The organism is Roseibium algae, assembly GCF_037783265.1.
GTDB lineage: Bacteria > Pseudomonadota > Alphaproteobacteria > Rhizobiales > Stappiaceae > Roseibium > Roseibium algae.
Window position 1 is genome coordinate 101,140 of sequence record NZ_JBAKIA010000006.1, and the last position, 18,053, is coordinate 119,192.

11 protein-coding genes are annotated in these 18,053 nt (G+C 54.2%); 9 read left to right on the forward strand and 2 right to left on the reverse strand.

What is annotated here, in order from left to right; all coding sequences use genetic code 11:
- Window positions 1-25: 25 nt before the first annotated feature.
- From ligA to V6575_RS11465, 7 genes are all read left to right on the forward strand, one after another.
- Window positions 26-2,179, forward strand: a complete 2,154-nt coding sequence (gene ligA / locus V6575_RS11435) for an NAD-dependent DNA ligase LigA (RefSeq protein WP_340274462.1) — start codon at window positions 26-28, stop codon at window positions 2,177-2,179.
- Between the two features lie 277 nt (window positions 2,180-2,456).
- The gene (locus tag V6575_RS11440) at window positions 2,457-4,520 is read left to right on the forward strand and encodes a methyl-accepting chemotaxis protein (RefSeq protein WP_340274463.1); all 2,064 of its coding nucleotides are present in this window, start codon (window positions 2,457-2,459) and stop codon (window positions 4,518-4,520) included.
- A 234-nt stretch (window positions 4,521-4,754) separates the two neighbouring features.
- The gene (locus tag V6575_RS11445) at window positions 4,755-6,671 is read left to right on the forward strand and encodes a flavin monoamine oxidase family protein (RefSeq protein WP_340274464.1); all 1,917 of its coding nucleotides are present in this window, start codon (window positions 4,755-4,757) and stop codon (window positions 6,669-6,671) included.
- A 223-nt stretch (window positions 6,672-6,894) separates the two neighbouring features.
- Entirely contained in the window at window positions 6,895-9,450 is a 2,556-nt protein-coding gene (locus V6575_RS11450) for an ATP-dependent helicase (protein WP_340274465.1), read from the forward strand.
- A 398-nt stretch (window positions 9,451-9,848) separates the two neighbouring features.
- Window positions 9,849-10,565, forward strand: a complete 717-nt coding sequence (locus V6575_RS11455) for a response regulator (protein WP_340274466.1) — start codon at window positions 9,849-9,851, stop codon at window positions 10,563-10,565.
- The gene (locus V6575_RS11460) at window positions 10,562-11,935 is read left to right on the forward strand and encodes an ATP-binding protein (RefSeq protein WP_340274467.1); all 1,374 of its coding nucleotides are present in this window, start codon (window positions 10,562-10,564) and stop codon (window positions 11,933-11,935) included. The genes V6575_RS11455 and V6575_RS11460 overlap by 4 nt, the downstream gene beginning before the upstream one ends.
- 86 nt (window positions 11,936-12,021) lie before the next feature.
- Window positions 12,022-12,912, forward strand: coding sequence for a 50S ribosomal protein L11 methyltransferase (locus V6575_RS11465; RefSeq protein WP_340274468.1), 891 nt, complete (start codon window positions 12,022-12,024; stop codon window positions 12,910-12,912).
- An 85-nt stretch (window positions 12,913-12,997) separates the two neighbouring features.
- On the opposite strand, the gene V6575_RS11470 is transcribed toward V6575_RS11465, so the two are convergent.
- Window positions 12,998-13,210, reverse strand: a complete 213-nt coding sequence (locus V6575_RS11470; protein WP_340274469.1) for a hypothetical protein — start codon at window positions 13,208-13,210, stop codon at window positions 12,998-13,000.
- Between the two features lie 248 nt (window positions 13,211-13,458).
- On the opposite strand from V6575_RS11470, the gene V6575_RS11475 reads away from it, so the two are divergent.
- Window positions 13,459-15,273, forward strand: coding sequence for an aminopeptidase P family protein (locus tag V6575_RS11475; RefSeq protein WP_340274470.1), 1,815 nt, complete (start codon window positions 13,459-13,461; stop codon window positions 15,271-15,273).
- Window positions 15,274-15,310: 37 nt separating this feature from the next.
- Window positions 15,311-16,351, forward strand: a complete 1,041-nt coding sequence (locus V6575_RS11480) for a phytanoyl-CoA dioxygenase family protein (RefSeq protein ID WP_340274471.1) — start codon at window positions 15,311-15,313, stop codon at window positions 16,349-16,351.
- Window positions 16,352-16,359: 8 nt separating this feature from the next.
- Here the strand turns inward: V6575_RS11480 and V6575_RS11485 are convergent, their stop codons facing one another.
- Window positions 16,360-18,003, reverse strand: a complete 1,644-nt coding sequence (locus V6575_RS11485; protein ID WP_340274472.1) for a chloride channel protein — start codon at window positions 18,001-18,003, stop codon at window positions 16,360-16,362.
- Window positions 18,004-18,053: the final 50 nt, after the last annotated feature.

The following is an 18,053-nucleotide window of genomic DNA, read 5'->3' on the forward strand; positions in this document are numbered from 1 at the left end:
CCAACTTCCGACCCGTGATGTGACCATGACCGACACTTCGATTGCCGAGATTGCTGTTGAGACCCTGACGCCGGATGAGGCTGGCCAGGAACTGAAACGGCTGGCCGTTGAAATCGCAGAGCACGACAAGCGCTATCATGGCGAAGATGCACCGACTGTGTCTGATGCCGAGTATGATGCTTTGCGTCGGCGCAATGGGGCGATCGAAACGCAGTTTCCTGAGCTGGTCCGTGCCGACAGTCCTTCAAAGCAGGTTGGAGCAGAGCCGGCCGCCGGATTTGGCAAGATCTCCCATAAAGTTGCGATGCTCTCGCTGGACAACGCCTTTGACGACGATGATGTGCGGGACTTCGTTGGCAAGGTGCGCCGGTTTTTGAAATATGATCCGCTGATGGGGGCTCTGGCGGTTACAGCTGAACCCAAGATCGATGGACTGTCCCTGTCGCTTCGTTATGAGAACGGCACACTGGTCAGCGCTGCAACCCGCGGTGATGGGTCTACTGGCGAGAATGTTACGGCCAATGCCCGCACCATTTCCGATATTCCGCAGCAGCTTGTCGGAGACGTGCCGGAGATCGTGGAAATCCGGGGTGAGGTCTATATGGCTCATGCGGATTTCACTGCCTTGAATGCGCGTATGGAGGCCAATGGCGGCAAGAGTTTCGCCAATCCGAGGAATGCAGCAGCCGGGTCCTTGCGCCAGTTGAACTCAAACATCACAGCCTCGCGCCCCTTGCGGTTTTTCGCTTACGCCTGGGGCGAGATGAGTGACATGCCGTCTGACACGCAGATGGGCATGGTCGAGGCTTTCAAGGCTTGGGGTTTTGCGGTCAACGAACTGATGCGCCGCTGCGAGAGCGTTGAGGAATTGGTCAGTGTCTATCATGGCATCGAGGAAACACGGGCAACACTTGGCTATGATATCGATGGTGTCGTCTACAAGGTGGACCGGCTTGACCTGCAAACCCGGCTCGGGTTCGTATCGCGCTCGCCGCGTTGGGCGATTGCCCATAAATTTCCGGCAGAGCAGGCCTTTACGGTTCTCAATGCGATTGAAATTCAGGTTGGCCGCACCGGAGCACTGACACCCGTTGCCAAGCTGGAGCCAGTCACCGTCGGCGGCGTGGTTGTGTCCAACGCAACGCTGCACAATGAAGACTATATTAAAGGCATTGGCCCGAACGGCGAAGAACTGCGCGGGGGAAAGGACTTGTGTGCGGGGGACACGGTCAAGATCCAGCGGGCAGGGGACGTCATTCCGCAGATCGTTGATGTTGATCTGGCCAAGCGCTTGCCAGATGCAGAGGCCTTTGTCTTCCCCGATGTCTGTCCCGCGTGCGGCAGCCATGCGGTGCGAGAGGAAAATGCCAAGACCGGGCGCAAGGATGCTATACGGCGTTGTACCGGTGGTCTGATCTGTCCCGCGCAGGCGACGGAGAAACTCAAGCATTTTGTCTCCCGCAATGCGTTTGACATTGAGGGCTTTGGCGACAAGCAGGTTGATGCCTTTTATGCTGATAAGCTGGTCACAAGTCCTGCCGAAATTTTCACGCTTGAAGCGCGGGACAAGCTGTCCTTGACGAAGCTGCGCAGTCGCGAGGGATTTGGTGCGGTGTCTGCCCGCAAATTATTTGAAGCGATCAATGACCGTCGGTCCATCGACCTTCATCGTTTCATATTCGCTCTTGGTATCCGCCATGTGGGGGAAGGCAACGCCAAACTTCTGGCACGGGCCTATGGATCCTGGGACAGTTTTTCAGCTGCCATGATTGCAGCACGTGATCCGGCAAGTGACGCGTGGCGTGAGCTGAATGACATTGATGGTGTTGGAACGATTGTGGCGGATGCTGTGACAGAATTCTTCGCCGAGGACCACAATCTGGAACAACTGCAGGCTCTGCTTGCCGAAGTGACACCCAAAGACGCTGAAAAAATAGACGCTGGTGATAGTCCCGTGGCGGGCAAGACGGTTGTTTTTACCGGATCTTTGGAACGCATGACACGGGATGAAGCCAAAGCAATGGCAGAGCGCTTCGGGGCCAAGGTGTCTGGTTCCGTGTCGAAAAAAACAGATCTGGTCGTTGCCGGGCCGGGGGCAGGCTCCAAACTGAAAAAGGCAGAGGAGTTTGGCGTTGGAGTGATTTCCGAGGACGCGTGGTTCGACTTAGTCGGGGTGTGATCGCTTATTCAAGCGAGGTATGGTTTCTGGGCGAGTAAAATTTAAGTATTTGTCTTATGAAATGATTGTTTTTCGTGATTTTGTCGAATTCTGGTTACGTGATGTTATATATAACGCCTACTTTTGGTTGTTTTCAATAAATTTTTATACGTAGTTATGTCAATAATAATATATAATGTGTTTTAATATTTTAGTTTAGGCGGTGAATTTAATTTATATTAAAGGTTGAGCGTGTCTCTATTAGCGTAATGTGCGAACAAGCACTGGAGGGGCGCTGATGTTTAAAAATATAAAAATACAGATCGCAGTTTTGGCGGCTTTGCCGATGGTCGCAATGGCGATTTTTGCCGGTGTTGCCGTTTATGAGAAATACGTCGAGCTTCACCATCACGCCTTCATGGAACCACTGACCCGGATTGCGGAGGATGCTGGAAATGTTGTCCATGAGCTGCAAAAGGAGCGTGGCAAGACCGCAACCTATATGAAGTCGGGCTTCATGGCCGAGCAAGGACCCGCCGTTTTTGATCAACGTGCCTTGGTCGACAAGGTAATCGCAACATTCGATGATCACGTTGCTTCGCTTGAAATATCCAATAAACATGTGGTCGAGGAGCTTGAAAAGGTTTCTGATGCCGTGCACGAAGTTTCAAGCTTACGCCAGCAGATTGACAACCAGATGATTGATGTTGGGGATGTTGTTGCAGGCTATTCCCATGAGATTAAGGCTCTGGTTCATTTGATCGGTGTGGCGGTTGAGGCCAGTCCTTCCGAAGCGATCACTGCAGAGTTGTTTCCTTATCTGGCACTTGTCGAGGCTATGGAATCTGGCGGGCTGGAGCGTGCTACAGGCACGGCCCTGCTGAATGAATTCCGCACTACCGGCGAAATTGACCATGATACCTTTTTGCAATTTGTTGCCAACTACGGTGGTGAAAAAGCATTTTTGGGCGAATACAAATCAATTGGCTTGCCGGACCAGATTGAAATGCTGAACAAAGTGTTGTCCACGCCGAAAGCTGTTGAGGCCATGACGATGCGGGGAACATTGCAAAAGCTTCCGCAGACCATGGATGCTGGTGACCTTGGGCCGGATGTCTGGTTTGCTACTGCAACTGAGCGTCTCAATTTGATGAAGCAGTTATCTGACGACTTGATTCATCGGGCTGAAGATGCTGCAGACCTTGATGTGGGACGCCTTGAAACTCAAATCATGATCTTGTCCGTTTTCGCAGTCCTGAGTGTGCTTGGAAGTGCTGTGTTTGTAGGTTATCAAATCCGCTCGATGTCCCGGATTTTAAGCAACCAGCGCGACACGATTTCCAGCTTGGCCGATGGCCGTCTCGACGTTGAGATTGCCTATACGGATCGGCCAGATGAAATCGGTGATATTGCGCGCGCTTCAGTTGTGTTTCGTGAAAATTCAATTGCGCGTCAAGAGCTTGAGGAAACCGCTCGGCAAGACCTGGTTGCCGACAGTGAGCGCAAGAAACACATGGAAAATGTGATTGAGGTGTTCCGGGCATCCGTTGGTTCGATTCAGGAAATGCTGGGCAATGAGACCCGCTCTGTAAGTGAAACGGCGCGCCGTTTGGTCGATATTGCAGAAGGTGCCAGCGGTGCCGCTGATGCTGCGCATAATGCGACAGGAATTGCCTCGAACAATGTGCAAACGGTTGCCTCTGCAGCGACCGAACTGTCAGCCTCAATTCAAGAGATCTCTAGACAGTCCAGCACGGCATTGACCATGGCCTCGGAAGCTTCTGAAGTCGCCAAGGCTACGGACCGGGATGTCGCAACGCTTGCCGAAACAGCCGACAAGATTGGCGAAGTGGTGGGTATGATTCGCGCGATTGCGGAGCAGACCAACCTTCTGGCCTTGAATGCGACCATTGAAGCGGCTCGGGCGGGAGAGGCTGGCAAGGGCTTCGCCGTAGTCGCAGCTGAGGTTAAAGAGCTTTCAGACCAGACGGCCAAGGCAACGGACCAGATTGCGGTGCAAATCACTGACATTCAGTCTTCGACGAAGAATGCAGTGGGTGCGATCCAGGCGATTGTCGAACGCATCGACGAAGTTCAGGATGTGACCAACGCGATTGCCGCGTCTGTTGAAGAACAGAATGCAGCCACAAGCGAGATCACCAAGAGCATCAACCTTGCTGCGAATGGAAGTGCGACGGCATCGGAGAATGTTGACGGTGTTGCTGGTGCCATTGATCAGACCAAGCAGCAGTCCTCGGACGTAAATCAGTCTGCTGAACGGCTAGGATCTGTTGCCAGCGAACTCTCAACGGCTGTTGATACGTTCCTGAATGAAGTGACCAATCAAAAGGCCGCTGCCTAAGGCGGTTGTCGAGCACTTTTTTGAAAATGTTAGTCCCGGCCTTGACGCTCAAGGCCGGGTTTTTTCATGGAATTTTTTGAAGCTCATACTTGCGGCGCAGACAATGTCCGTAAATGGAACTCTTCGTAAAACAGCCTAATCCTACAACCGTCTGCGCGCAATTAAAGATTGATGTATTAATTTACACTTCTTTTAGTTGCGTGACGTTTGGGCGAAAGCAAGGAGATTGGTAAAATGAATGGTCTTTCCAGACGACATTTTTTAACTGGTTTGACGGCGCTTTCCGGGGGCTTGTCCATGCCGCCACTGTTGTCCGGGTTCAGTCCGGCGCGGGCCGGATATGAGACAACACGTCCTGACTTGCCCGAGGACTTTGGCAAGGGCAAAACGGTTGCGATTTTGGGCGGCGGTGTTGCCGGATTGACGACTGCATTGGTTTTGGCCAACGCTGGCTTCAAGGTTGCGGTCTTTGAGGCCGATAACCGGTATGGTGGACGCAGCCTGACCGCACGGCCGTCTGATGAGAACTACAAGGACTGGTGGTTCTCTAAGTACAATCCTCAGAAACTATTCCCGAAAATGTATGACGACCGCTACCAGGAGCGCCCGGACAGCGATGCGCCAGAAGAGCAGGTTTGCCTGTTTATGGATGATGCCTGGAAAGACGGTGGTTATGAAGGGGATCCGGTCGAGTTGTTCCTGAATGCAGGGCCGGGCCGTATTCCGTCCAATCATGAGAACCTGATCGCCCTGTGTCAGGAGATCGGTGTGGGGTTGGAGCCATATTTCTTCCAGTCCATGTCGAATGTCATGCAAAGTGAGAAGTTCAATGGCGGGCAGCCCATTCCAATGGGACAGGTGACCTTCAGCCTGTTTTCCGAGATGGCGGAGATGATTGCCAAGGTCAACATGGAAGCCTGTAAACTGAAGGGCAATACGTCCGTTCAAATTGCAGAACTCTCGCAACTGTTTGGTGATCTGGCCCGGCAAGATCCCAATGACCCTTGCAACCTGATCATGAATGACGGTTCTTCGCGTATTGGCTTTCAGGATGTTCCTGGCGGTTGGCGTGACGCAGGCAAGTTGCGTCAGCGCGTGCCGATAGAGTCGATCTTTGATTCCGGCTTTATCGGTAATCCAGAGGAAAATCCGGAGTTGTCACCGGGGTCCTTCCTGTTCAACAGCTATAATGTTGATTGGCAGCCTGCATTGATGCAGCCGATTGGCGGGATGGACCGGATCTGGCAGCAGTTGCTCCTGCAGGATGTTCAGGACACAGCGCCCATGTTCACCCACCTGCCGGTCGGCGGGCGCGGAACCCGGGTTGGCGATCTTGTGTATCTCAATACGCGTGCGACACGAATCCAGGCGGATGAAGGTGGCGTGGTCGTTGTGTTGGATGGGGGCGATCAGGGAATGACCTGGTCCGATGCACCGACGCGCTTTGATTTCTGCGTATCGAGCATGGCGCCATCCCTGCTGAATGATATTCTTGATCGCAACAGTATGCCGCCGGAATTCATTGCAGGTCTGAACGCCTTTAGTGTCACAGGGGCTTGGAACAAATTCACCCCAAGTGGCAATGATCCGACACCGGATCTTTGGACGCCTGCGATCAAGGTCGGCTGGCAGGGCAAGAACCGTTTCTGGGAAACCGATGACCAGATTTACGGCGGGATTTCCTGGGTTGACGATATCATCAGCCAGATCTGGTACCCCTCAGAGGACTTTACGGCCCATACCGGTATCCTGACAGGGGCTTACAATCGCGGTGGCGGTGCCGTCGAGTTTGCAGCTTTTGATCAGCAAACGCGGCTCGACAAGGGAATTGCGGGGCTTGGTCTGCTGCATCCGGGCCACGAGAAGGACATCTACATCGATCGCGGCATGACCATTGCCTGGCAATACATGCCCAATCAGGTTGGTGGATGGGCCTCCGATACCTCGACGACAAATCCGGCTGTCTATGAGCAGATCACGACCTTCACGCCGACCTTGCCGTTCTTCTGTGCAGGTGACACCTGGAGCTACTGGCCGGGTTGGCAGGAAGGCTCGGTTGCCTCAGCCTATTGCGCGGTTTCCGCAATTGCCTTGATGCTTGATCCTGGGAATCAGGCTTTGGCTGAAAAAGCCTGCAATATGAGCCGATAGCCAGCAAGGCGTGAGGGCCGCGCTGGCCCTCAGGTTCGCCAGGTGGCAGCCAGCCAGTTTGGCATCTTTTAGCGATTGTCGTACTGCTGCTGGCTGTTGCTGGCTGCTATTGTGCCTGCGCGCAGGCCTTTTCCAGCACAATCTCAAAGCTTCGCCTCGCAACGGTCAGTTTTGTTGCTATATTGTTCTTGATACAAAACACAAGAATCATAGCGCGGCGCATATGGCAGACCCCAACGGGTATCACGACGACATTGGCGACACATTTGTCGAAGGGTTCGACGATGATGGCTTTCCAGGAGACAGACCTTCGCGGCCTGATGCTGGAAAACCCGGTGCTGGTGAGGTCTCTTCTGATGAACATGTTGCGCCTTCGAACGCTGCAGCTCACGTTCTTGCTCCCGTGGTCGCTTCTGGCGGCGGCGGGATTGCAGCGCGCGCCATGGCAGCGCGACAGTCGCATGCGCCTGATTATCTGGAGGGCCTGAACCCGGAACAGCGGCAAGCGGTTGAAACCCTGAATGGTCCGGTTTTGGTCTTGGCTGGTGCTGGCACGGGCAAAACCCGCGTCTTGACCACCCGGATTGCACATATTCTGGCAACCGGCTCGGCCCAGCCTTCTCAGATCCTGGCGGTGACCTTCACCAACAAGGCTGCCCGCGAAATGAAGGAGCGGATCGCGCGCTTCATTGGCGGCAATGTCGAGGGCATGGCATGGCTGGGCACATTCCACTCGATCTGCGTCAAGATCCTGCGTCGTCATGCTGAACTTGTCGGCCTGAAATCCGGATTTTCCATCCTCGACACGGATGACCAACTACGGTTGATCAAGCAGATCATCAGGGCCGAAGGTCTCGATGAGAAGCGTTGGACGCCGAAGGCTTTCGCGTCGATGATGGACAGCTGGAAGAACCGGGCGCTGACGCCGAAGGAAATCCCGGAAGGCGAAGCGCGGGCCTTCGCAAATGGTTGGGGCCGCAAGCTCTATGAAGAATATCAGGACCGGTTGTCCATCCTGAACGCCTGTGACTTTGGCGACCTTCTGTTGCATGTCATCACCCTGTTCAAGACCCATCCTGATGTGCTTGCGGACTATCAGCGCCGGTTCCGCTACATGCTGGTGGACGAGTATCAGGATACGAATATTGCGCAGTATCTCTGGCTTCGATTGCTGGCGCAGGGCAATCCGAACGTCTGCTGCGTTGGCGATGATGACCAATCGATCTATGGCTGGCGCGGCGCAGAGGTGGATAACATCCTGCGCTTCGATCATGATTTCAAAGGCGCGGTTGTGATCCGTCTGGAGCGGAACTATCGCTCCACCAGTCATATTCTGGCAGCAGCCTCCCATCTGATTTCCCATAATCAGGGCCGGTTGGGCAAGACGCTGTTCACGGACTTTGATGACCCGGAAAATGATCTGGTATCGGTGGCGTCCTGTTGGGATTCAGAAGAAGAAGCCCGGTCTATCGGCGATGAAATCGAAGCGCTGCAGGGCAATGGCCATGCGCTGAACGATATGGCCATTCTTGTGCGGGCGTCGTTTCAAATGCGCTCTTTCGAAGATCGCTTTGTCACGCTTGGCCTGAATTACCGGGTCATTGGCGGTCCGCGATTCTATGAGCGCATGGAAATTCGCGATGCGATGGCCTACTTCCGCTGCGTTGTGCAGCCAGCCGATGATTTGGCATTTGAGCGGATCGTCAACACACCCAAGCGTGGTCTTGGTGATGCAACATTGAAGCTTGTGCATGAATTGGCGCGGGCCGAGCGCATGCCGTTGATACAGGCGGCCAACCAGCTGTGTCAGACGGAAGAAATCCGGCCAAAGGCGCGCAATGCCCTAAAGGACGTTCTGGCGAGTTTTGATCGCTGGCGCCAGCAGATGGACGGCAAGTCCCATACGGATATGGCAGAAATCATTCTGGATGAGAGCGGCTACACGGAAATGTGGCGGTTGGATCGCTCCGCTGAAGCGCCGGGCCGTCTGGACAACCTCAAGGAACTGATCCGGTCGATGGAAGATTTTGAATCCATGGCCGGGTTCCTGGAGCATGTCTCGCTGGTGATGGACAAGGACAAGGCAGAAGGTCATGACGCTGTTTCGATCATGACGTTGCATTCGGCCAAGGGGCTTGAGTTTGACACGGTGTTTCTTCCTGGTTGGGAAGAGGGGTTGTTCCCCCATCAGCGGGCGCTGGATGAAAGCGGCCGTGCAGGTCTCGAGGAAGAGCGCCGCCTTGCCTATGTTGGGGTCACACGTGCGAAAAAGCGGGCCAAGATCTGGTTTGCATCAAACCGGCGTATTCATGGCCAATGGCAGTCTTCGATCCCATCCCGCTTTCTGGATGAGCTTCCGGAAGATCACGTCGAAATCGTCGAACAGTCTTCCAACTATGGCGGTTATGGCGGCGGCGGTGGATATGGCCGCAGTGGCATGGGTGCATCCCGGTTCGTCAATCAGGAGCCGTTCCAGAACTCTTACTCTACGCCAGGCTGGCAGCGCGCTCAAAAAGCCAAGGCTGCGCAGGATGCTGTGTTTGAACGGGGCGACTTTCGCGCGCAGGGCACCAAGCGACAGGGACCAAAGACCATCGAGGGCGAGTTGGTGGCCAAGTCCTTCAGCGAGGCAGCCTCGGAGTTCTCCAAGGGCGAGCGGGTGTTTCACATCAAGTTTGGCTATGGGGCGATTGTCGGGATCGAAGGCAACAAGCTGACCATCGACTTTGAAAAAGCGGGCCAGAAGAAGGTGATCGACAGTTTTGTCGAACGGCATTGAAGCGGCTGCGTGCTGTCAAGGTTCTTGACCGATGCAAGGCAGGTTCTTAAAGCTTTCCCAATCCTGTACCCTCATACCGAGGGCTGCGTTAAAAAGCCGACCATCTTATGATGATCGGCTTTTCTTCCCTGCCGAATAATGGGGGTGTCGGTAGGGATTTCCAAAGAATGCGCGCGAGCACTCACCAATTGCATCAATGCTTAGACAATGAAGAACTGGTTGCCTTTATATATTCTATTCGTTGTTTTTTAATATTCAACCTTATTATCGAATACTAATTTACTAAGATTTGTTATTATATGTTTCTTTGTTATTCTGTAGTTCATTATAGAAAAGTACAGAAATCATTTTCATCAATTGAGGGGTGAAAATCAAAATGAAAGCTGCATATTGGCGCTATGACACGTGTTGAGCATATTCTTGTCGTTGAAGACGACCCCGAAATTGGTGCGCTGATAGAGCAGCACCTTTCGTCGAATGGCTGGAAAGTCAGCCTTGCCCGAGATTCGCGTGAGATGGAGAGGATCATGATTGGGGCGCGGCTCGATCTGATCATTCTTGATCTAATGCTGCCTGGTGAAGATGGTTTGAGCATTTGCCGTCGCCTGAGAGCCACGAGCACCATTCCTATTATTATTGTGTCTGCCAAGTCGGATGATTTCGATCGGGTCATTGGCCTTGAAGTCGGAGCAGATGATTATCTTGCCAAGCCCTTCAATCCACGTGAGTTGATTGCGCGTATTCGGGCAATGTTCAGGCGTATGGATATGGGCATGGCAAGCCCGACCGTGGCCGCCGAAGTGCTTGGCTTCGAAGGATGGCGAATGGACTGTAATTTACGGCTTCTGACCAATCCTGAAGGGGCGGTTGTGTCCCTGACTCCGGCCGAGTTCGATCTGCTTCAGGTCCTGTGCCAGCGCGTGGGGCGGGTTTTGAGCCGGGAGCAGTTGAGTGACCTGACCCATGGCGGTGGTCAGTCCGGGACAGGTCGAAGCATTGACATTCTGATCAGCCGGTTGCGGAGCAAGTTCGAGTTGGGAGGTGCAACCTACCAATTTATTCGGACCGTGCGATCAGGTGGGTATGAATTCATTGCCGAAGTGACGTCAGTATGAGATCGCTGTTTGACCGACTGGTCCCAAGACGTATTGCGGGGCAGTTGCTGATGGTCATGATGATCACAGTGGTGATCATGGCATTGATCTTCGCGGTTGTTTATTATCATGTAAAAGAAGATTTTCCGGACAAGGAGTTTGGAAATCTTGCTCTGAGGCATGTGGTGGCTGTTACTCTCTTGAATGAGACGGATGCATCTTTACGTCAAGAAGTCCTCTCATCGATGAAAGTGGCTGATCCTACATTGAGTATCAGTCTTTTAGACGATATTTCGATGCCTACTTTGACCATGCGGGAAGCTCCAATATTTTGGCCTTACGGCGAAGGGGCGCTCGGAGATGATATCGAACTTCTGACCTCACGGCTTGGGGGCGCGAAGGAGGGCGATGAGACACTGGTCCAGCTGTTTTTTCGTCTTCGCGATGGTACATATTTGTGCGTCGATCTGACCCGGCCTGAAGGCCCGCCGGTTTACGGTAATCCTGTTCTCCTTCTCGTTTTGGGGTTGAGTATCTGTCTTGTCATGCTGCTGGATTGGCGGGCGCGTACATTGGTACGGCCATTGGAAGAACTATCGAATGCTGTGGCCAGTTTCGGCATGGATTCAACTCAGGCGGTGCCGATTGCAGAATCAGGATCTTTGGAAGTTCAGCAAGCTGCTCGAGCATTCAATCGGATGCAGGCGCGCATCCAGGACTTGATTGAACGGCGAACGCGCATGCTGACAGCTATTGGGCATGATTTGCGTACGCCGCTAACGCGGTTGCGATTGCGTATCGCGCTTATGACGGATGAAGATCAGAAGCTTCGTAATCTTGCTGATCTGGATTTGATGGAAACCCAACTGAATGGCGCTCTGTCCTATCTGAGGGAGGGGCGCACAGGTGAGGGAACGAACCGGATTGATCTTCCGAGCCTTCTACAAGGACTTGTTGATCAGTACGAGGATATGGGCGTAACCGTTTCTCTGGTCTGTCCGACTGGCCTTACCGTGGAAGCGCGATGCACCGAACTTATCCGAGCCTTTTCCAATCTTATCGAAAACGCTCGCCGCTATGACGATCAGCTGTCGATTCACGTTGTCCTTGCGGATGCTGCTTTCGTGCACGTCGATGTTATCGACCATGGGCCGGGTATTCCTGTTGAAGAGCGTGAAAGGTTGATGGAGCCTTTCGAGCGGGGGGATGTGGCGCGGCCGATCGAAAGTGGTGCCAGTCTCGGTCTTGGACTTGCGATCACCAACGCAATTGCCTTGGCACATGGTGGCTCACTCGAGCTTCTCGGGACCCCGGGTGGTGGGTTGACCGCTCGGATTGTGATTCCGTTGGCTCCAAGTTCCAATCAAAAGGCTGCATTGGTCGAGGCTTGATGCCTTATTTATGGATCCGAAGCCTAGCTGTTTGAACAAAGCCCGGATATACCCCGGCAGACTTAAGTTTGAGAGTCGAGGAAATCATGCAGACCGTCAGAGTTCGGATCACTGCCGAAGCGCTGGAAGCCAAGCGCATTGCGGATGTGCTGGAACGTGTTTTCGAAGACGAAGGCAATCCGGTGACAATCTATGAAACTTCGGCGGATGGGAAGATCTGGTCGGCTGAAATTTTGATGTTCGAGATGGAGCCGGAAGAGGCCAAAGAACTGGTCTTGAACCGCGTCGGGTCTGATGCCTTTGGTGCGCCCGTTGAGGCGGAAATCCTGCCGGACATCAATTGGGTGGCAAAGAGCCTTGAAGGTCTGAAGCCGGTTCGCGCCGGTCGGTTCTTTGTACATGGCTCTCATGACAAGGAAAAACTCCCTGGCGGCGCTATCGGGCTTGAAATCGAGGCGGCGCTGGCTTTTGGAACTGGCCACCATGGCACGACGGCTGGGTGTCTTGAAGAGATCGACCGGTTGTTCTCCATGCGTGAGTACTACCAGGTTCTTGATCTTGGAACCGGTACCGGCGTTCTTGGTATCGCAATAGCGCGGCTCACAAAGCAGCACGTTCTGTTGACGGACATCGATCCGATTGCAACGAAGACAGCTGCCGAGAATGCCCAGTTGAATGGGGTTGCCCCTTTGATCAGCACATTCACTGCCAATGGCATGGAAGACCGACGTTTCGGGGAATTTGGGCCGTTTGATCTGGTGGTTGCCAATATTCTGGCTCGGCCACTCATGCAAATGTCCAAATCAATTGCGGCCAAAATGATGCGGACATCTACGCTTGTGCTGTCTGGTCTGCGTATCGAAGATGGCCCCCGTATCCTGTTTGCCTATGGTTGCCATGGTTTCCACCTGTCGCGTCGTGGTGAAAAAGACGGTTGGCTAACGTTGACCCTGGTGCGTGGACGCAAGCAGGCCTGATTGGGCCTGACCCTTGGTTATCAGACAAAAAAAGAGCGCGATGGAGAGATCCATCGCGCTCTTTTTGCATTTCAAAATGATCTTCTTAGAAGATCATTGCAGCGGTGCCTTCGCGTTCCAGTTCGCGGCGATCCAGTCCATGAGATGCAAGCGTTGCATCATCGAGGGACAGAAGATAGCCATTTACATAGCGGCGAGCCTGCTTTTCGCGGGCTTCAAGCATACGGCTCAAGGCGCGACGCACGAAGCCTTCGGAAGAGCGGCTTGTTCCGCCAATTGTCGTTGTTGCAATAGCCATTGATCTCTCCAAAGCATCTTGTGTGTCGAGTGCATCCTCACAAGGTCGGCTGCCTCTTTGTTCGTCATGACTAATATGAGACCATTCGTGTTATGCGACCAGAGCTTATCTTGCATGACAGCTCTGCATTTTTCGCATGTGCGAGATGAATGCTGCATCGCGGCATTGTCAAGTTGGCGTGCTTTGAAGTGCCTTTGCGTTATGTTTTCTGCCTTGATCGATTGCGCCGGGCAACTTAGATTCAATTCATGTTTCAGACATTCGATGATCTCAATGATCCTTTCTGTGGAGCGCCGCATGCCGCGCTTCTCAGGGCCGAACTCAAGCGTCACTCCCTTGACGGCTTTCTGGTGCCGAGAGCGGACGCGCATCAGGGTGAATATGTGCCGCCAAGTGACTGTCGCTTGCAGTGGCTGACCGGTTTTACGGGATCAGCCGGCATGGCGGCTGTGCTTGGCGATGATGCTGCTATTTTCGTTGATGGCCGTTATACCATTCAGGTGCGAGAACAGGTGGATATGCAGACCTTTCCCGCGCAGCATCTGATCACTGAACCGGCGACTGACTGGCTGGCCAAACGTTTGAAGCCTGGTCAACGGCTCGGATATGACACAATGCTTCATACGGTGCGCGAGGTCCGCCGACTTCAGGCGGTCTGCGACAAGGCTGGGGCTGAACTGGTTGGATTGGACAGCAACCCGGTCGACGCTGTTTGGGAAGGGCGTCCTGATGCTCCACTCGGCGCAGTATCCTTGCACAGCGAAGCCTTGGCGGGACGGTCAGCTGCTGACAAGATTGCTGATATTCAAACTGCTCTTACGGGTAAGGAAGCCGATGCCTGCGTTCTGACACAGCCTGATTCTATTGCCTGGCTGCTGAATATTCGCGGTTCTGATGTGTCCCATACACCCTTGCCATTGTCCTTTGTTGTTTTGCCGTCATCGGGCAAGCCGAGCTTGTTCATTGACGGGAGGAAGCTGAGCAATTCTGTCCGCGATGTGCTGCATTCCCTGGCTGATCTTGAAGAGCCTGATGCGTTCAAGGTGAAGCTTGACGGGCTTGGAAAAGCCAAAGCGCGGGTGATGATTGACCCAGCCTCTGCTGGTCAGGCCATTGCAGATGCGATTGAGGCTCGCGGTGGCACTCTTGTCGAGGCGGCCGATCCGGTTCTGTTGCCCAAAGCCATCAAGAATGCAGCCGAGATCAAAGGCGCGAAAGCAGCACACCTGCGCGACGCCGTTGCTTTTGCACGATTTCTCTGCTGGTTCGATGATGCAGCGCCGAAAGGTGACCTTGATGAAATCGGTGCTGCAGAGAAGTTGGAGGAATTCCGCCTGGCAACAGGTGTGCTCAAGGATTTGTCCTTCGACACGATTTCCGGAGCCGGTCCCAATGGGGCTATTTGCCATTACCGGGTCAGCCGAAAAAGCAATTTGACGATCCCTGTCGGACGGCCATTCTTGATCGACAGCGGCGCACAATATGAAGATGGCACCACCGATATTACGCGCACAATTGCCGTTGGCTCACAAAGCGCGGAGATGAAACGGCACTTCACGTTGGTCCTGAAAGGGCATATCGGGATTTCGACGGCCCGTTTTCCCAAAGGAACGTCTGGCGCGCAGCTTGATACCCTTGCGCGGATTGATCTGTGGAAGGCTGGTCTCGATTTTGATCATGGCACCGGTCACGGCGTTGGGTCGTATCTTTCTGTGCATGAGGGGCCCCAGCGGATTGCCAAGACCGGCACAGTTGCTTTGCAGCCGGGCATGATCTTGTCGAATGAGCCTGGGTATTACCCGGCTGGTGAGTATGGTATCCGGCTTGAGAACCTTGAGCTGGTGACAGACGCCATGCCGATTGATGGTGGAGAGCGGTCCATGTTGGGGTTTGAAACCCTGACGTTGGCCCCCTTCGATTTGCGGCTGGTTGATCGTACCCTGTTGACCGATGCCGAGCTCAGCTGGCTCAATGACTATCATCGCCGTGTGCGGGAAGAGCTGAGCCCTCATCTAGAAGCCAGGACTTTGACCTGGCTGAATGAGGCGACAATGCCGATCTGATTTCGCTGGCTATACAATTTGGATTTTGAGTAAAATCATGCGCGCAATTGATGTTTTAAAGACCCCGTTGTGGGTCGCAGAGCTGGCCAGCGGTGCCAAGTCTTTTTGTGATAACCCAATCATTGGTAGCCGAAGGCTGAATGAGAAGGGACTGCATGTTGGGCGTTTGCGTCTCGCCCAGAAAATGAGTGACTGGCGGCGTCGGCGACTGGAAGGCCTCGTATCTGCCGAGGATCGCCAACAATATGCTGAGCAAGGGTATATCTGCCGGAAGAATGCCTTGGCAGATGACGAGCTTGCAGGATTGCGCCGTGAGGTGGAGGAAAATACATTCCATGCCTACGACATGCGGCAGGGTAATGCAGTGACTCGGTTTATACCTCTCCCGCCGCACGTGCTGGAGGCATTGCCCTATTTGAAGCGATTCGTGAATGGGCCGCTTTTCCAAGGCTCCTTGCGTTATGTTGCCTCGTCTAACTCTGATCCGATCTTCTATCTGCATGTTGTGTTGACGAAGCCGAATAATGGTAAAGTTGACCCGCAAACGCACTTTCATTCTGATACATTCCAGCCCACAGCGAAGTCTTGGTTCTTTCTCTATGACATTGCTGTTGAGGAAGGCCCTTTCAACTATATTCCTGGCTCTCATCGGCTGACTGAAAAACGCGCTGCATGGGAGCAGATGCAGAGCATTCATGCCGCAGATGCCAAAAACCGTCTTCATGCGCGAGGTTCTTTTCGGTTGAACGCTAAAGAGGCGAGGGAGATGGGATTTGACGATCCTGTTGCTTTCGCTGTGCCTGGAAATACGTTGATTGTTGCAGATACCCATGGGTTTCATGCCCGAGGAAAAAGTGATCGCCCTTCGACACGGGTTGGTATCTATGGGTCTCTGCGCCGAAACCCGTTTCTTCCCTTCACCGGTCTGGATGTACTGTCTCTGCCAGGCCTGAAAGGGCGGCAGGCGCAACTGCACATGAAGCAGCTGGAATTCAGAGCCAAGCTTAAGGGCAAGAAGAGTTCCCACCGTTATGTCGGAAAGATATCAATCACGGCACCGGCTGATTTTGGTTCGTGATCCAAGACTTATCTATGAGATTCTTCGCTGTCCTGAATCAGCACCGTGTTGAAATGGCTTAAGGCGCGGACGTGCCTGGCAATGCCGATAATCTGTGTGGCATTGCCGGATTCGACAACGGGCAAGCTGATCTCGCCGCTTTCATCGAAGCTTTTCAAAGCATTTTTTAATGAGCTGCCTGCATACAGGTAAGGGCCATCGTTTGAGGGATCGAATGTTCGTTCGTCCTCTTGGTCTGGCGGCGGGTCCATAAAATCACGAACCTTCACATGGTCGCGCAGATAGGTATGGCTGCCTTCATGAAGGCTGACGCCGCGCATCCCGAGTTGCCAGTGGAAATACGACTTGCCGTGAATGGCCTGTGTCAGGCCTGAGGCAATGGAAACCACAATCAACAGCGCAATGGACAGGCCATAACCGCCGGTCAGCTCGAAGACGATCATGGTTGTTGAGACAGGCGCACCAAGGACGGCCGCTGCCACGCCCCCCATGCCCAGGATGGCGTAGAGACCGTGGCTCGAGGCCATCTGCGGAAATGCGGAGGCGGCGATCAGGCCGAATGCGCCCCCGGCCATGGCCCCCAGGTAAAGCGACGGAGAGAAAATCCCGCCTCCGAAACGGGAAGCCAGGGTGATCGCCGTTGCGGCTGTCTTGGCAACCAGGAGGGCCAGCAGGGTCATGATCGGCAACTGATGCTTCAGCGCCATATCTGTTGCCTCATAGCCGACGCCCAGCACCTGAGGGAAAAAGATTGCGATGGCTCCGACGCCCAGTCCGCCGATAACCGGGCGTAGCCAAAGCGGCATGGTGATGTTTCGAGCCGCCCAATCTGTGCCGATCAGCGCGAACTGGAACAGAATCGCGACGGCAGCGCAGGTCAGGCCGAGCAGCGCAAAGGCCGGAAGTTCCCAATAGGAGCTGATGTCGTATTGCGGGATGATGAAGGCGGCGGATTCGCCAAACCAAAGCCGTGAAATGATTGCGCCGACTGCCGAGGCTAGCACAATCGGCACGAAGGCTGACATGGCATAGTGCCCCAGAATAACTTCATGAGCGAAAAGAACACCGGCGATTGGGGCATTGAATGATGCCGATACAGCGCTGGCAACGCCGCAGGCCAGCAGCATTCTACGGGCTGAGTCGGGAAGGGAAAAGGCTTGGCAGATGGCGGTTCCAAGGGTTGCCCCCAGATGGACGACCGGGCCTTCTCGGCCCGCACTTGCGCCAAATCCCAGGGAAATGATGGTAATCAGTGCGGATCTCAAGCCCGCGCGGAGAGGCAGGCCACGTCCGCCGAGGGCGCGTGCTTCTATGACGTCTGCCACGCCACCTGCGCGCTGTTTGGGCTGATAGGTCTGCAGCAACCATCCAACGATCAGGCCGCCAAATGCCGGGGCCAGCACAATGACCCACCAGGGCTGGTTGGCGGCGGCTGTGATGATCCGCTCCGAGGTGTCTCCGAGCCAGGGCCATTGCAGCAAGCCGATGGCCGAGCGAAAGCCAATGGCGGCAGTGGCAACCAATGCGCCAATGGCAAGGGCCAGAAGCCAGACGAAAGGCAAGCGGTTGGTGCGGAACAGGCGCAGGTTCGGCGCGATCCAACTGCCGAGAACCTCGGGGAGTTGGCGGAGTGTGTCGGCTATGACGCGCATCGGTCGGGTCCGCTGAAAATCGGTCTGGACAAATGAGCGCCAGACGCGCC

What these genes read in the sequence shown, in the direction of transcription:
- ligA (WP_340274462.1), top strand. Translation starts at nt 26, where the DNA reads ATGACCGACACTTCGATTGCCGAGATTGCTGTTGAGACCCTGACGCCG.
- V6575_RS11440 (WP_340274463.1), top strand. Translation starts at nt 2,457, where the DNA reads ATGTTTAAAAATATAAAAATACAGATCGCAGTTTTGGCGGCTTTGCCG.
- V6575_RS11445 (WP_340274464.1), top strand. Translation starts at nt 4,755, where the DNA reads ATGAATGGTCTTTCCAGACGACATTTTTTAACTGGTTTGACGGCGCTT.
- V6575_RS11450 (WP_340274465.1), top strand. Translation starts at nt 6,895, where the DNA reads ATGGCAGACCCCAACGGGTATCACGACGACATTGGCGACACATTTGTC.
- V6575_RS11455 (WP_340274466.1), top strand. Translation starts at nt 9,849, where the DNA reads ATGACACGTGTTGAGCATATTCTTGTCGTTGAAGACGACCCCGAAATT.
- V6575_RS11460 (WP_340274467.1), top strand. Translation starts at nt 10,562, where the DNA reads ATGAGATCGCTGTTTGACCGACTGGTCCCAAGACGTATTGCGGGGCAG.
- V6575_RS11465 (WP_340274468.1), top strand. Translation starts at nt 12,022, where the DNA reads ATGCAGACCGTCAGAGTTCGGATCACTGCCGAAGCGCTGGAAGCCAAG.
- V6575_RS11470 (WP_340274469.1), bottom strand. Translation starts at nt 13,210, where the DNA reads ATGGCTATTGCAACAACGACAATTGGCGGAACAAGCCGCTCTTCCGAA.
- V6575_RS11475 (WP_340274470.1), top strand. Translation starts at nt 13,459, where the DNA reads ATGTTTCAGACATTCGATGATCTCAATGATCCTTTCTGTGGAGCGCCG.
- V6575_RS11480 (WP_340274471.1), top strand. Translation starts at nt 15,311, where the DNA reads ATGCGCGCAATTGATGTTTTAAAGACCCCGTTGTGGGTCGCAGAGCTG.
- V6575_RS11485 (WP_340274472.1), bottom strand. Translation starts at nt 18,003, where the DNA reads ATGCGCGTCATAGCCGACACACTCCGCCAACTCCCCGAGGTTCTCGGC.